Source organism: Gordonia sp. UBA7599 (assembly GCA_002477755.1).
Taxonomy (GTDB): Bacteria; Actinomycetota; Actinomycetes; order Mycobacteriales; family Mycobacteriaceae; genus Gordonia.
In genome coordinates this window covers 1-14,143 of the sequence record DLKD01000130.1, presented here as the reverse complement: position 1 = coordinate 14,143, position 14,143 = coordinate 1, and the positions used below count along the sequence as shown (strand labels likewise).

Genomic DNA, 14,143 nt, shown 5'->3' with positions numbered 1-14,143 from the left:
CGCCTCGTTGAACGCGTTGAGCGCCTCGGGGCGGTCGAGGGTCAGCGTGCGGACACACCCGTCGTCGTCGATTCTCAGCATCGGTACCTCTCCTCGTCGTCTCAGTACTCGTCGAACGCGCGCAGCTGCGACCAATCAGGCCACGTCAGCTCCCAGAGCCGGTGCAGCTGGCCGTCGAGACAGGTCGCGATGAGCACGACTTCGATCTTCGTCGGCTCCTCGTCGGGGCGTTCGGTGGTGATCCAGACGCGGCCCGCCACCCGGTCGTCGGTAACGACCCAGGCCTGCTCGTCGTACTCGACGGCGTAGCTGATCTCCGTGGCGTACACCCGGCGATGGCCGGCGGCGAACTGCTCGTAGTCCTGCGCGCCGCCGTTGGTATGGAGCAGGAAATCAGGGTGGTAGTACCGCTCGATGAGTGAGGCGTCCTTGCGCTCGACCATCTGCTCGAACATCTCGACGAGCAGGTCCTTCGGGTTCACCGTGACCACGATATCCGTACTTGATCACGTAGTTGATCACGTAGTCGCCCCGCTGTGTCGCACCATGGGCGACCGGCAATGTGATGCGGGTCATAGTTTGTCGATCGACCCAGGGAAGGACCCTTCACATGACGACCACCGAGCTCCCCGCTTCCACCGAGACGACCGCTCCCGACTTCCTCGCCCGTGCGCGCGAGGTCGCGCAGCTGATCGAGGCGGAGGCCGATCAGATCGAGGCCGACGCCACCATCACCAAGCCGGTGTATCACGCCCTCGCCGACGCCGGCCTGTTCTGGATGTTGATCCCCAAGCGCTACGGCGGCGGCGGGACCGACATCGTCACCGCCTTCAAGGTGATCCAGGAGATCTCCCGCGCCGACGGATCCACCGGGTGGGCCTTCATGGCCAACTCGTGCAGCGCGGCCGTGGCGGCCGGCTTCATGAACACCGAAGGCGGGCAAGAGATCTTCGGCGAGCCCAACCGGGGTATCACCGCCGGCATGATCGTGCCCACCGGAACGGCCGTCCGCGTCGACGGCGGGTACCGGGTCAACAGCCGTTACCAGTTCGCCAGCGGCTCGGCCCACGCATCGTGGATCGGCGCCGGTTTCGTGGTCACCGACGAGGACGGCAACCCGATTCTCGACGCCAACGGCGAGCCCGACTGCCGCATCGCCTTCCTGCCGCGCGAAGAGATCGAGTTCCTCGGCAACTGGGACGTCATGGGCATGGTCGGCACCGGTTCCTACGACTACGCGGTGCACGACCGCTTCGTCCCCGACAAGTACACGATGGAGACGTTCGCCACCGACCCGACGCAGGAAGAACCCGTCTTCCAACTCGGACTCCTCGGCATCGGCGTCGGCGGCCACGCGCCCGTCGCGCTCGGACTCGCACAGCGTGCGCTGCAGGAGATCGCCGGCATCGTCTCCACGAAGGTCCGGCCCGGCTACGAGGGCCACGTCGGCGACTCGGACCTCTTCAAGCTCGACTTCGCCCGCAACGAGGCGCAGTTCCGGGCCGCGCAGGCCTTTGTCTACGAGGTCTTCGGCGACGCCCAGGCCTCCGCGGCGGCCGGCATCGAGATCACCGAGGAGCAGCGGGCCCGACTGCGCCAGGCGACGACGTGGGTCCAGGGGGTCGCCGGTGACATCGTGACCTTCGCCGCCCGGTGGGCCGGTAGTGCCACGGTCCGCAACCCCAGCGCGCTGGGCCGGTGCGTCCGTGACGCCGCGGTCGCCACCCAGCACGCCCTCGTCGACCGGATGACCCTCGTCGACGCCGAGCCGGCGATCATCGCGGGCTACCTGAAGTAGAAGGGGGACCGGTCATGGGACGTCTTGACAACAAGGTGGCGCTGGTCACCGGCGCCGCGCGCGGCCAGGGCCGCTCACACGCCATCCGCCTCGCGGAGGAGGGTGCCGACATCATCGCGATCGACATCTGCGCCGATGTCGACACCACCGAGTACCCCGGTGCCACCGTTGAGGACCTCGACGAGACCGCTCGGTATGTGGAGAAGACCGGTCGGCGGGCGGTGACCGCCGTGGTCGACGTGCGCAACCTGAAGGATCTGGAGAAGGCGGTGCGCGACGGGGTCGAGGAACTCGGCCGTCTCGACACCGTCGTCGCCAATGCCGGGATCTTCTCGTCGGCACCGCTGCACGAACTCACCGAGCAGCAGTGGGACGAGATGATCGCGATCAACCTCACCGGGGTGTGGAAGACGATGCGCGCCACCGTCCCCATCCTCATCGAGCAGGGCGAGGGCGGATCGATCATCCTCATCAGCTCCACCGGCGGCCTGCAGGGGTTCCCGAACTTCGCCCACTATGTCGCCGCCAAACACGGGGTGACCGGCCTGGCCCGCACAGCAAGCAACGAGCTCGGGCAGTACAGCATCCGCGCCAACTCGATCCATCCGACGTCGGTGCTCACCGACATGATCGACCACGAGGCGATGTACAAGCTGTTCCGCCCCGATCTCGAGCATCCGACGCACGAGGATTTCCGGGAGGCCTGCCAAACCGGGATGAACGTGCTGCCGACCCCCTGGTTGGAACCGGTCGACATCTCCAACGCGGTCCTGTGGCTCGCTTCCGACGAGTCGCGCTACGTCACCGGGATCGCATTGCCGGTGGACGCCGGCGCCCTATCCAAGGTCTGACACTGTCCAAGGTCTGATCCGACCTGCCGCCGCGCCCCGCCCCGGTCACCACCGGGTGCGGGGCGCGGTTTCGTCGGCACCGCCGCGCACGACCGTCGCGATCTGTGCTCGGCGGCCGATGTTCAGCTTGTGCAGGATGCGTTCGACGTGGCCTTCGACGGTGCGCGTCGAGAGCACCAGTCGCGCGGCGACCTCCTTGTTGGTCAGCCCTTCGACGACGAGTTCGGCGACCTCGCGCTCGCGTTGCGAGAGACTGTCCCAGGCCTGGCCCGCCAACCGTCGCGCCGGATCGGTACCGGCGGCCCCGTCGTCGAAGACGTAGTCGAGGAGCTCGGCGACCGACATCGACTCGCCCGTCGCCCACCACCGCTGGAAGCCCGCGGTGCCCAGGTCCGCCCGCGCCTGCTCGACCGCGTTCGCGCGCAGCGAGTTCCAGTGGTCGGACCCGTAGAGCTGCTGGCCGATCGAACCCCACATCGCCGACGCCGCGCCCAGGACGACCGTGGCCTGCTCGCTATCGCCCTGCGCGACCAGTGACCATCCCAGCAGATCCGACATCAGCGTCATGCCGATGATGTCGCCGAATTGCCGGTGCCCGTTCATCGCCCGCCGCGCCTGCCCGGTGGCCTGCGACGCGTCCCCACTGAGGAAGGCAACCAGACCCAGACCGTAAGTGGCGTAGGAGTGGTACCACTGCTCGCCGACGGCCTCGGTAGCCGCGTACACCTCGGCAAAGACGTCGGCGGCCGCGTCGATCTCATTCGTCGCACTAAGCAACATGCCCCGGTGGATCCCCAAGGTGGCCACGAGGTCGGCCTCCGCGTCGATCTGCGCGTACCGCGTGCGCGCGGTCGTGAACTTCGTGCCCGCCGAGTCGAAGTCCCCGGCGAAGAAGTCGCGCAGGCCGTCGGTGTGGATCGCGAACGCCGCCGTTTCGGCGTCGTGCTCGCGCTCGGCGAGTTCGCGGGCCCGCTGCAGTGAATACGCAGCCGATTCCCGGTCGCCCTGCAGGGTCTGCAGCAGCGCAAGAACACCGAACATCCGCGTCTTGTCCGCGGGGGACGCCTGGGTCAGGTCGAGCGCCTTGGTGAGCCAGATGCGGTGCTCGCGCGCGGAGATCCCGCACGCCCACAAGAACCGCGCGCGCCCCAACGCGAGCGTCGCCGGGGCGGTCAACGCGGCATCGTCGCGCGAGGCGACCGCATGCTCGAGCGCGGCACGGACATTGCCGCGGTTCTGCTCGACGACGGTGGCCTTGGTCAGCTGCTCGGGGCCGTACCAGTGTTCGGCCGAGTCGACGATGATCCGCGCGCACCACTGCAGCAGCCGCGCGTTCACCCGGTCCCGGCCGGGCTGGGGCAGTTTGCCCCAGCCGTACTCGCGGATCGACTCGAGCATGCGGAACCGGGCCTGCCCGTGATCGGCCTCCCGGATGACCACCGATTTCGCAACCAGTCCACCGGCCGCCTCCATCACGAAGGCCTCGGGGAGCTCGTCGTCGGCACACACCTGCGCGGCGGTCTGCATGTCGAACCCGCCCACGAACACCGATAGCCGCGACCACAGCAGTTGCTCGGCCGCGCTGCACAGCTCGTAGCTCCAGTCGATCGTGGCCTGCAGGCTCCGGTGCCGCGAGGTGCGGCCGCGCGACCCGACGGTCAGCATCGACATCCGCCGCTCCAACATGTCGGCCAGCTCGCCCACGGACATGAGGTTCAACCGCGTGCAGGCCAGTTCGATGGCCAACGGGAGGCCGTCGAGGCGACGGCAGATGCGCTGGACGTCGGGACGGTTCTCCTCGTCGAGGGTGAAGCCCGCGAGGACCGCCGCCGCTCGTCGGGCAAACAGCTCGACGGCAGGACTCACCGCCTCGGGCCCGTCGATCGGCAACGCGGATAGGTGGAACACGTACTCACCCGGGATGGAGAGGAATTCCCGCGAGGTGGCGAGGATGCGGAGGTTCGGCGTCGACTCGACGAGGCGTGCGGCCAGCGCGGCGACCGCGTCGACGACGTGCTCGCAGTTGTCGAGGATGAGCAGCATCCGACGGTTGCGCAGGAAGTTCACCAGTGAGTCCTCGGCAGCGCGGTCGTGGGCGTCACGGGTGTCGATGGCCAACAGGTCGCAGACGGTCTGCGCCAGGAGTTCCTCACTGCGGACGATGGTCAGGTCGACGAACCGCACCCCGTCGGGGAAGGCGCGCCGGAACTCATCGGCCGCCCGGATCGCCAGGCGCGTCTTACCCATGCCACCGGGGCCGACGATCGAGACCAGCCGGTGCTCGCCGAGGAGCGCGCGGAGTTCGCCGAGCTCGCTGCGCCGGCCGACAAAGCTGGTCGCGGGTTGCGGAATCCCCGGGGAACTCGACGGCGACTGGTTTCGCGGCAGATCGGCGGTCGTGTCGCTGCGCAGCCGACCGACCTTACGCGCCAACAATGTGCGTGACCTGGTCCAGCCGATCTGCCGGCCGATCTCGGCGATGGAGATCTCCGGGTCGGCCAGCAGCAGTTCGCGGATGTCGCGGTCGGCGGCGTCGGTCGCGGACCCTTTTGCGGCTCGGTGGTCGTCGGGGGGCTCCGTCAGCGACAGTGCGCGGCGCACCGTGTTGCGCGACATGCCCAGCCGCGCCGCGATCCCCTTAATCGTCTCGCCCTCGGCGCTGGCCCGGTGGATCTGCGCCCACTCGTCAGCGTTCACCCGCCCGCCTCTCCATTGAAGTGATATGGATCACTGTTCTCCAGTGGCGCAGGCACCTGCAACCCCGGTGGTCAACATGTGTCAGCGGTGCGTCGCCACCCCTGCCGACACCCACCCGACAACCCGCAGAACACTGCATTGACCAGCGCATTGTCTGCGCTGGACGGTGTCGCGAGTGGTCCCGTAGCTGATCACGTAGTCGAACGGTTATCGCCGACCGCGCCGCCAGGGAAAGTGATTGGGACCACATCGAACAACCCGAAAGGACGACCCCATGTCCCAGAGCAACGCCGACGCCCTCAAGGCGGCCTTCGCCGCAGCCGATGCCGGCGACCCGACGCTTCTCGTCGCCCTCTACGACGACGACATGACCTGGGCGGGGTTCACCGTCGAGGGGACCCAGCGGGTCTACACCAAGGGCGAATTCCTGGAGGCCTTCGGCATCCTCGCCAAGCTCGACGAGGCCCGCAACGTGGTGGGTGCCGTCGACATCGTCGGTGACGAGATCGTCACCGCCAACATCGACATCTACCGCCGTCTCGGCGATCAGGTGCTCGACACGACGATGGTCATGGTCCACCGCTTCGTCGACGGCAAGGTCACGCGCGGCGCCGACCTGGTGCCCTCGTCGTTCGAGAAGTTCTGGTCCGCCATCGGGATCTCGGGATAGCGGGCCGACCATGACCACAGTGCTTCCCAGCCCGCGCACCGCAGCGGCCCCCCGCGCACACGTTGCCCATCCCCACGTAGCCACGGCCCCCGCACCCAACAGCTTCCGCGCCGGCCGTCCCGTCATCCTCGCCGACGATGTGTGGGGCTCGGGCTGCGACCTGATCGCCCCAGCCGCCGCCATCGACACCCGCACCGTTGCCGAGATGGTCCGGCGCGGTGCCGGATTCCTCTGCGTCACGATCGACTTCGCGACGGCGCAGCGCCTCGAGTTGCCACCGATGGTGTGGCAGCAGTCGATCGACGAGGTCGGCGAGCGGATGTGTGTGGCCGTCGACGCGGTCGACGCCACGACCACCGGGATCTCGGCCCACGACCGCGGCGTCACACTGCGGGCCCTGGCCGATCCCCGCTCGAGAGCCGCATCGTTCACCCGTCCCGGCCATGTCATGCCAGTCGTCGTGCCCGACGACGCCCCGTACATCGACCGGGCGGGCCTCATCGCCAAGGCCGGGCGCTACCTCGCCGGCAATCACGGCTCGCTCGGCCACTCGGTGGCTTACACCGCGCTAGTCTCGAATCGGGACGAGACCCAGATCGCCAGCCCCGACGAGGCCGACGACTTCGGGCTTCCGGTGCTCACGTACTCCGCGCTCATCGCCCTCACCTCGTAATCCCCTAGGAGAAGTCCCATGTCCACTCCAGTCTCCGACGACCTGGCGACGCGCTTCCGTCATGCCATGGCCCATCTGTGCGCGCCCGTCACGATCATCACCGCCATGGACGACCGACGACCACACGGCACGACCGTCAGCGCCGTGATGTCCCTGTCGGTCGAGCCTCTGCTCGTCGCCGTCGCACTGGCGCAGACCTCGGACACACTCACCCTCATCGAAACCTCACGCCGGTTCGGGGTCAATGTGTTGGCCTCGCACCAGCACCCGATCGCCCTCAAGTTCGCCACCAAGGGCGAGGACAAGTTCGCCGAAATCGGCTGGCAGCCCAGCGGCGAGGTCCCGCGGATCGACGAGACCGCCGTGTGGCTCTCTTGTGAACTCGAGAGCCTGCTCCCTGGCGGCGACCACACCATCGTCGTCGGCCGGGTGCACACCGCCGACACCAACACCGACGCCGAGCCGCTGACCTACCACCGCCGCTCGTTCGGCACCCACGCCGCGCACGACTGAGATATCGCTCGTCGGCAGTGAGTTTAGCTATCCTGAACAGGTGAGCCAGCCGCGTCCGTCGATCGGGACAAGGCTGCGCTGGGCCCGCCGCACCCGGGGCATCACCGGCCGGGAGCTGGCTCGGCGCATCGACGTCAGCCCGGCGACGATCAGCCAGCTCGAGAACGACAACGCCCACCTCACCGTCGAGCGCCTGGAAGAAATCGCCGTCGTCCTCGACATGCCGGCCGGTGCGATCCTCACCGCCACCGCGCCACGCGAAGACTCGGCGACACGCCCATCCACGACGAGGAGCGCCGACTCGCCCACCGGTCGCGGCAACTGGCGGCGATACGAACCGCTCGCCTTTGACCCGATCCTCGCCGCGGCCGTCGACGAACTGCTGGAGGTCGGCTATCACGGCACCACGATGCGCCGGATCGCCGCCCGCAGCGGCGTCTCGGTGCCCGCGATCTACGGGCACTACGAGAGCAAACAGGCGATCCTGGTGCGCATCCTCGACGACGCCCTCACCGATCTGGAGTGGCGCACCGCGGCGGCGGTGGCCCAAGGTACGGACCCATCGGACCGGTTCTGCCGGGCCGTGGAGAACCTCGCACTGTTCCACACCTACCGCCGCGGGCTCGGGTTCATCGCCGCGAGCGAGGTACGCGCCCTGGTGGGCGGTAACCGCGAAGCCATCACCGCGCGCCGCAACCGGCAACAGGAGATCGTCGACGAGCTCGTCCACGAGGCGGTCGCCCTCGGCGTGTTCACCACCACGATCCCCGACGATGCCGCGCGCGTGGTCGTGTCCATGTGCGCCGCGTTGCCTACCTGGTGGCGGCCGTTCGGACGATTGAGCCCGGAGGCGGTCGCCACGGAGTACGTCGACTTCGCCCTCGCCCTCGTCGGTTACCGCTGAATCAGCCCATCAGCCCCCGGCTGATCACCAATCGCTGGATCTGGTTGGTGCCCTCGAAGATCTGGGTGATCTTGGCTTCGCGCATGTACCGCTCCACCCGGAAGTCACGAGTGTACCCGTACCCACCGAGCACCTGGACGGCGTCGGTGGTCACCTTCATCGCGGCGTCTGTCGCGACCAGCTTCGCCGTCGAGGCCTGGCGCGAGTACGACATGCCCGCGTCGCGCCGACGCGCGGCATCGAGGTAGGTCGCCCGCGCTGAATCGACCGCGGCGGCCATGTCGGCGAGCAGGAAACCGAGCCCCTGGTGGTCGATGATCTTGCGCCCGAACGCGGTCCGCTCGTTGGCGTAGGCCACCGCGTCGTCGAGCGCCGCCTGCGCGATCCCGACGGCCACCGCGGCGATACCCAGGCGCCCGGAGTCCAGTGCACTGAACGCGATCTGCAGACCCTGCCCCTCGTCGCCAATACGACGCTCCGCCGGGATGAACGCACCGTCGTAATAGGCGGCGGTGGTGGGGATCGCGTGCAGGCCCATCTTCTCCTCCGGCTTGCCGAAGGTCAGTCCGTCCAGGCCGTCGGGTACCAGGAAACACGAGATGCCCCGAGAGCCCTCGCCGGTGCGGGCGAACAGGTTGTAGAAGTCCGCCCGGCCGCCGTGGGTGATCCACGCCTTGGTGCCGGTGACCAGGTAGCCGTCCTCGCCGTCGGCTCCGCTGGACGGCACCGCCTTGCAGGCCAGCGCCGCCGCGTCCGAGCCGGCCTGCGGCTCGGACAGGCTGTAGGCGCCGATCAGGCTGCCACCCAGCATCTCCGGCAGCCACCGCTGCTTCTGGTCGTCAGTCCCGAACGCATTGAGCGGGTGGCAGGCGAGACTGTGGACGCTGACCGCCACGCCCACCGCCGCCCAGCGTGCGGCGATCTCCTCGAGGACCTGCAGGTAGACCTCATAGGGCTGACCACCGCCGCCGAACTCCTCCGGATACGGCAGGCTCAGCAACCCCGCCTCGCCAAGGGTGGCGAAGACCCCTTCCGGGTAGGTCTCGGCCTTCTCGTGCTCGTCGACGATGGGCGCGAGGACCTTGTCCGCGATCTCGCGGGTGAGGTCGATGAGGTCGTGCGCCTCTTGGGTGGGCAGCAACCGGTCGACGCTCAACGGGGCCACTCCATCCAGAAGTCGAGCTCCAGATCGTGCAGGTCAACGCTCGGGTCGACCTGGTAGGCCGCGAAGTCGGTGACGCCGTCGGCGGCGAGCACCTCCTCGTCGACGTAGCACTGCCCGGTCGCCACGGATGCGGGCTTGGAGATGATCGAGATCGCGGCGTCAGCCATGATCTCGACGGTACGGCTGCGCGACACCATCTCCGGATCCAGGATGTTGCGGACCGCCGCGGTGTCGATGGTGGTGCGCGGCCACAGCGAGTTGGCAGCGATCCCGTCCGCGGCCAGTTCGGACGCGAGGCCGATGGTCACCAGCGACATCGCGAACTTGGAGATCGTGTACGCGGTGGGGACCTCGAGGAACCACTTGGGCTCGAGCCTGATCGGCGGCGAGAGGGTCAGGATGTGGGCGTTCGACGAGGCCCGAAGGTGCGGAATGCACGCCGTCGAGAGGGAGAAGGCGCCGCGGGCGTTGATGTCCTGCATGAGGTCGTAGCGCTTCATGTCGATGGCGTCGCTGGGCGTCAGGTTCAGGGCGCTGGCGTTGTTGACGACGACGTCGATTCCCCCGAACCGCTCGACCACCGCGGCAACCGCACTGCGCACCTGCTCGTCGTCACGGATATCACCGACGATGGGCAACGCGCTGCCGCCGGCCTGCTCGATCGCCTCGGCCGCGGTGAAGATCGTGCCCGGCAGTTGCGGGTGGGGTTCGGTGGTCTTGGCGATGAGTGCGATGTTGGCGCCCTCGCGGGCGGCGTGCACGGCGATCGCCTCGCCGATGCCCCGGCTGCCGCCGGAGATGACCAGGGTCTTTCCCTTCAAACTTGTCACGGGGTTTCCGATCCTTTCGTGGTGATTGCAGTGGCGGAGAGGTCGCGCAACTGGCGGCGCAGGAGTTTGCCGGTGGCGGTCTTGGGAATGTCGTCGAGGATCTCGACCTCGCGCGGCACCTTGTACGCGGCGAGCCGCGCCTTCGCGTGGGCGACGATCTCCTCGCGGGTGGCAGACTGTCCCGGCCGGAAGCTGACGAATGCCTTGACCGTCTCACCGCGGTAGGCGTCGGGGACGCCCACGACGGCAGCCTCGCGTACCGCCGGCAATTCGTAGAGGACGTCCTCGACCTCGCGCGGCCAGACCTTGAAACCGCTGGCGTTGATCTGGTCCTTCTTGCGATCGACGAGGAAGAACCAGCCGTCGGCGTTCATGAAGCCGATATCGCCGGTGCGCAAGCCCCGCGGGGTCAGCGCCTCAGCGGTCGCCTCCGGCTTGTCCCAATATCCGACGACCACCTGCGGGCCCTCGATGAGGAGTTCACCGGGCTCGCCGGCGGGGAGTTCCGCGCCGTCGTCGTCGATGACCCGGACCACGGTGTCGAAGACAGGAACGCCGACCGCGCTGGTGCCCGACGCCTCATCGTGCGGTGCCCGGCTGCCTAGCGGAACGGCGATGGCCGGCGAGGTGGTCTCGGTCAGGCCGTAGATGTTGTGGATGGTCGAGCCGAACCGCTCCTCGAACGCAGCGAGCGTCGCCGGTGGGATCGGTGCGCCACCGGAGTAGATCTTGTTCAGTGACGCCAGCGCCTCGCCGCTGGCATTGGGGGCGTTCATGAGCGCGATGAACACGGTGATGGATCCGACGGTGAACGTGGCGCCGTGGGCAGCAATGGCCTCCACCGTGTCCTGTGCGTCGAAGCGGTAGGTCAGGATCAGCGGGGCGCCGGTGAGCAGGGCCAGTGCACTGTGCCCGACGATCCCGGTGACGTGGAACATCGGCGCCACGCCGAGGATTACGTCGTCGGGCCCGATTCCGATCCAGTCTCGATAGACCCGCGCGCTGAAGAGCAGGTTGGCGTGGGTGGTCATCGCCCCCTTGGGCGGGCCGGTGGTGCCGGAGGTGTACGTCAGCACCGCGACGTCGCCCGGGACGATGCCGGGGCGGGGCGGGACCTGTCCGCGGTGGGCCGAGATCAGCTCGAGCATGTCTGAGGTATCGAGGCAGGGCGGGGCCTCGACACCGGCGAGAGTGGCATCCGAGCGAGATTGGTACTCGAGTTCGGAGGTCGTGACGATGGTGCGCACAGCGCCGGTCTCCGGGATGGTCGAGGCAACGTCGCGGTACAGCGACCGCAGCGTGATGAGCACCGCGGCACCCGAATCCGAGAGGATCTCGCCCAACTCCTTGCCCCGGTACATCGGGTTGGCCGACACGACGATGCCGCCGGCCTTCCAGACGGCCAGCTGCGCGATCACGAACTGCGGGATGTTCTGCAAGTACACGACAGCCCGCTCGCCTGGTTGGAACCCGGCATCCTGCAGGGCCACGGCGAAGGCATCGCTCTGGACGTCGATCTCGGCGGCGGTGAGCGTGGCGTCGAAGTAGTGCAGCAGCGGTTTATCGCCCTGGACGGTAAGGCGGGCGAAGGCGTCGAGGATGGTCGTGACCGCGTCGTCAGTGTCGGTGAGGCCGCGGCGATTCGCCGGATACTGCGACAGCCACGGCCGATCGTCGTAGGCACCCATGTTGAACCACACCTCCACCAAGACGGAATACCCGTGAAGAACGATCGTTCGGGTTCACCTATGGTTTCCACATCGGGTCTCATCTGTCAATATGTCGCCGGAATCCTCTGCCGTTTCATGCCTTAGCTTTAGTATTTCTAACTTCCGCCCGTCGATGACCGTCTTGAGCTTTAGCTTATCTAACTGTGTCCATCGGATGATGAGCTTCCCTTGACTCTGAGCTGTGCATTAACGCATCCTCGATCTGTAACGAGCGTTCGGTTCCTGGCCGAATTCGTTCCATTCCGTCGCCGCTCGAGAGGACTCATCATGGCCATCCGCACCGCAACCGCCTACCGCGAGGGACTGCGAGATGGCCGTCGCGTCGTCTATCAGGGCAAGCAGGTCGACGATGTGACGGCATTCGGCGAGTTCACCACCGCGATCGCGCACTCGGGACTGGCCTACGAGATCGCCGAACGACACCCCGAGTTGGCTATTGCCGACGACGGCGACGGCCCCTACACCGCCTTCTACAAAGTCCCTCGCACCGCGGAGGACATCGTCGCCCGCGGTCGGCTCATCGAGACGGTCTCCCGGATGGGAGCGGGCACCATCGTCCTCAAGGAGGTTGGCAGCGACGCTCTGTTCGCCCTGCTCCGCGCACTCAGTGGCCAGGGACATGACAATGCCGTCGAGTTCTATCGCCACTGCTGCGCGAACGACGTCGCTCTTGCCGTCGCGCAGACCGACGTCAAAGGCGACCGGTCGCTGCCTCCGCACCGCCAGGCCGACCCCGACCTCTACGTGCGCGTCGTCGACGAGGACGCCGATTCGATCACCGTCTCCGGCGCCAAAGTCCACACGTCGTTCAGCGCCAATGCCGACGAACTCATCGTGCTGCCGACCCGCGCGATGGGCCACGACGACGCGGATTGGGCGGTGAGCTTCGCGATCCCGATGGACACACCCGGCCTGACGCTCTACGTGTCGCCGTACCTGCACGGAGAACCCAACGGGTTCGAACACCCGATCTCCAGCCGGCACAAGCTACTGGAGAGCCTCACCGTGTTCGACAACGTGCGCGTCCCCAAGGCACGAGTGTTCCTCAACCGCCAACCCGAACTGGCCGGCCCGCTGGCGCTCGCTTTCGTTGACTACCACCGGTTTACCGCCGTCAACTACAAACTGCCCGTCCTCGACCTGCTCGTCGGCGCGGCCATTGAGATGGCGCAGGCCAACGGCATCGCATCTGCCGGTCACGTGAAGACGAAGCTGACCGAGCTCATCACCTATGCGGAGACCGTCCGTGGTTTCGCCGACCTCGCCGCACTGCGCTCGATCAGCGGTGGCAACGACGTCCAGTTGCCGGACCCGCTCGCGGTGAATATGGCCAAGTACCACTTCGCCCATGGTTTCCACGCCGCGACCGCGACACTCATCGACCTGGCCGGTGGCCTCGTCGCGACGGGTCCCGGCGGCGACGACTGGGCCGATCCGCAGACCCGCCGCGTCCTCGCGAAATACTTCGCGGCAGCCGCGCCCGCCGAAGAACGACTGCGACTCATCCACCTGATCGGCGACATCTGCACCGGCCAGTGGGGCGGCTACCAGTCGGTCCTGGCGACACACGCCGAAGGATCACTCGAGGCCGAGAAGCTGCAGATCTCCCGCGCCTTCGACCCCACGCGGGCCCGCGCCGCGGTGGCGCAGGTCCTGCGCGAGGCCGCAACGTCTGACCAACGCGACGCGGTCGGGGTCTAACCGACGCGCAGTCCCGACCGAACCTCGTCGCCTACCGACGGGCGGGTGGTCGGAGTCGTTCGCGTGTCGTGCACGGAGGACCGGCCCCGACCGGGCCTATTTCACTATTAAGTTCTCAATCAACGCACGCCTCCCCCGGGTGGGGCCGCTCATTTCTGCGCCGGGCCCGATGCTCGGGCGGCGGCAACTGCTACTTCGTGTACTTCGTTAGGCGGCGGTGTCGGCCATAGTCAGGGTTCGTCGGTGGTGACTACGCATCCAACCGGTTTCCCCGGTCTTGTCCGGTGGTTGGAACCACGGGTGATGGTCGTAGCCGATGCGTACCTTCCACCCTTGGGCGTGGATCGCCCCGTGATGATGTCGCGGACACAACAACACCAGGTTCTCCACCACCGTCTGCCCACCGTGGGCCCACTCCACAATGTGATGGGCCTCAGTCTGGCCGGCCGGACGTCCACACCCGGGAAACGCACACCCCCGATCACGGGCAATCAACGCCATCCGCACCGCACCCGTCGCGAGGCGTTCATGCCGCTTGACATACAGGGGCACCGAATCACGGGTGAGCAGGGCGGCGACCTCGATGTCCCCGCAACAGATCTCGTGCGCCA

The 14,143-nt window shown here is 67.6% G+C and carries 13 protein-coding genes and 1 pseudogene; 7 read left to right on the top strand and 7 right to left on the bottom strand.

Translation table 11 applies throughout. The features are described from left to right. Positions 1-81, bottom strand: a pseudogene (locus tag B4L26_RS14480) (enoyl-CoA hydratase/isomerase family protein); the annotation flags it as partial. A 20-nt stretch (positions 82-101) separates the two neighbouring features. Beyond that, on the bottom strand, positions 102-455 hold the full coding sequence (locus B4L26_RS14475; RefSeq protein WP_290719832.1) for a nuclear transport factor 2 family protein: 354 nt from the start codon (positions 453-455) through the stop codon (positions 102-104). A 155-nt stretch (positions 456-610) separates the two neighbouring features. On the opposite strand from B4L26_RS14475, the gene B4L26_RS14470 reads away from it, so the two are divergent. Together B4L26_RS14470 and B4L26_RS14465 are read left to right on the top strand one after the other, a co-directional pair. Further along, positions 611-1,798: an acyl-CoA dehydrogenase family protein gene (locus tag B4L26_RS14470; RefSeq protein WP_290719827.1), complete on the top strand. Its 1,188-nt coding sequence runs from the start codon at positions 611-613 to the stop codon at positions 1,796-1,798. A gap of 14 nt (positions 1,799-1,812) precedes the next feature. Continuing rightward, the gene (locus tag B4L26_RS14465; RefSeq protein ID WP_290719825.1) at positions 1,813-2,649 is read left to right on the top strand and encodes a mycofactocin-coupled SDR family oxidoreductase; all 837 of its coding nucleotides are present in this window, start codon (positions 1,813-1,815) and stop codon (positions 2,647-2,649) included. Between the two features lie 45 nt (positions 2,650-2,694). Here the strand turns inward: B4L26_RS14465 and B4L26_RS14460 are convergent, their stop codons facing one another. Beyond that, on the bottom strand, positions 2,695-5,346 hold the full coding sequence (locus tag B4L26_RS14460) for a LuxR C-terminal-related transcriptional regulator (protein WP_290719822.1): 2,652 nt from the start codon (positions 5,344-5,346) through the stop codon (positions 2,695-2,697). 274 nt (positions 5,347-5,620) lie between these two features. Here B4L26_RS14460 and B4L26_RS14455 point away from each other — a divergent pair, with 274 nt between their 5' ends. The 4 genes from B4L26_RS14455 to B4L26_RS14440 are packed head-to-tail and all read left to right on the top strand — an operon-like array spanning position 5,621 to position 8,106. Next, positions 5,621-6,016, top strand: a complete 396-nt coding sequence (locus B4L26_RS14455; protein ID WP_290719819.1) for a nuclear transport factor 2 family protein — start codon at positions 5,621-5,623, stop codon at positions 6,014-6,016. A 10-nt stretch (positions 6,017-6,026) separates the two neighbouring features. Continuing rightward, complete coding sequence (locus B4L26_RS14450; RefSeq protein ID WP_290719817.1) at positions 6,027-6,689, top strand: 3,4-dihydroxy-2-butanone-4-phosphate synthase; 663 nt, start codon at positions 6,027-6,029, stop codon at positions 6,687-6,689. Positions 6,690-6,707: 18 nt separating this feature from the next. Then, positions 6,708-7,202 carry a flavin reductase family protein gene (locus B4L26_RS14445; RefSeq protein WP_290719814.1) on the top strand — a complete coding sequence of 165 codons (495 nt, stop codon included), beginning with the start codon at positions 6,708-6,710 and terminating at the stop codon, positions 7,200-7,202. Positions 7,203-7,242: 40 nt separating this feature from the next. After that, the gene (locus B4L26_RS14440) at positions 7,243-8,106 is read left to right on the top strand and encodes a TetR family transcriptional regulator (RefSeq protein ID WP_290719812.1); all 864 of its coding nucleotides are present in this window, start codon (positions 7,243-7,245) and stop codon (positions 8,104-8,106) included. A gap of 1 nt (position 8,107) precedes the next feature. On the opposite strand, the gene B4L26_RS14435 is transcribed toward B4L26_RS14440, so the two are convergent. Genes B4L26_RS14435 through B4L26_RS14425 form a run of 3 tightly spaced genes read right to left on the bottom strand, consistent with a single transcriptional unit; the run spans position 8,108 to position 11,789 of the window. Beyond that, on the bottom strand, positions 8,108-9,262 hold the full coding sequence (locus tag B4L26_RS14435; RefSeq protein WP_290719811.1) for an acyl-CoA dehydrogenase family protein: 1,155 nt from the start codon (positions 9,260-9,262) through the stop codon (positions 8,108-8,110). Continuing rightward, entirely contained in the window at positions 9,259-10,101 is an 843-nt protein-coding gene (locus B4L26_RS14430; RefSeq protein WP_290719808.1) for an SDR family oxidoreductase, read from the bottom strand. Before B4L26_RS14430 ends, B4L26_RS14435 begins: the two co-directional genes overlap by 4 nt. Continuing rightward, positions 10,098-11,789, bottom strand: coding sequence for an AMP-binding protein (locus B4L26_RS14425; RefSeq protein ID WP_290719830.1), 1,692 nt, complete (start codon positions 11,787-11,789; stop codon positions 10,098-10,100). The genes B4L26_RS14430 and B4L26_RS14425 overlap by 4 nt, the downstream gene beginning before the upstream one ends. Before the next feature lie 309 nt (positions 11,790-12,098). Between B4L26_RS14425 and B4L26_RS14420 the strand changes: the two genes are divergently transcribed. After that, a complete protein-coding gene (locus tag B4L26_RS14420) occupies positions 12,099-13,532 on the top strand; it encodes a 4-hydroxyphenylacetate 3-hydroxylase N-terminal domain-containing protein (protein WP_290719807.1) in 1,434 nt (477 codons plus the stop codon). Positions 13,533-13,739: 207 nt separating this feature from the next. Here B4L26_RS14420 and B4L26_RS14415 read toward each other — a convergent pair. Continuing rightward, positions 13,740-14,143, bottom strand: a 404-nt coding sequence (locus B4L26_RS14415; RefSeq protein WP_290719804.1) for an HNH endonuclease signature motif containing protein, incomplete at its 5' end; no start/stop codon positions are given.

Bases quoted from the DNA above. Each gene is read 5' to 3' on its own strand.
- B4L26_RS14475 (WP_290719832.1), bottom strand. From the start codon at position 455: ATGTTCGAGCAGATGGTCGAGCGCAAGGACGCCTCACTCATCGAGCGG.
- B4L26_RS14470 (WP_290719827.1), top strand. From the start codon at position 611: ATGACGACCACCGAGCTCCCCGCTTCCACCGAGACGACCGCTCCCGAC.
- B4L26_RS14465 (WP_290719825.1), top strand. From the start codon at position 1,813: ATGGGACGTCTTGACAACAAGGTGGCGCTGGTCACCGGCGCCGCGCGC.
- B4L26_RS14455 (WP_290719819.1), top strand. From the start codon at position 5,621: ATGTCCCAGAGCAACGCCGACGCCCTCAAGGCGGCCTTCGCCGCAGCC.
- B4L26_RS14450 (WP_290719817.1), top strand. From the start codon at position 6,027: ATGACCACAGTGCTTCCCAGCCCGCGCACCGCAGCGGCCCCCCGCGCA.
- B4L26_RS14445 (WP_290719814.1), top strand. From the start codon at position 6,708: ATGTCCACTCCAGTCTCCGACGACCTGGCGACGCGCTTCCGTCATGCC.
- B4L26_RS14425 (WP_290719830.1), bottom strand. From the start codon at position 11,789: ATGGGTGCCTACGACGATCGGCCGTGGCTGTCGCAGTATCCGGCGAAT.
- B4L26_RS14420 (WP_290719807.1), top strand. From the start codon at position 12,099: ATGGCCATCCGCACCGCAACCGCCTACCGCGAGGGACTGCGAGATGGC.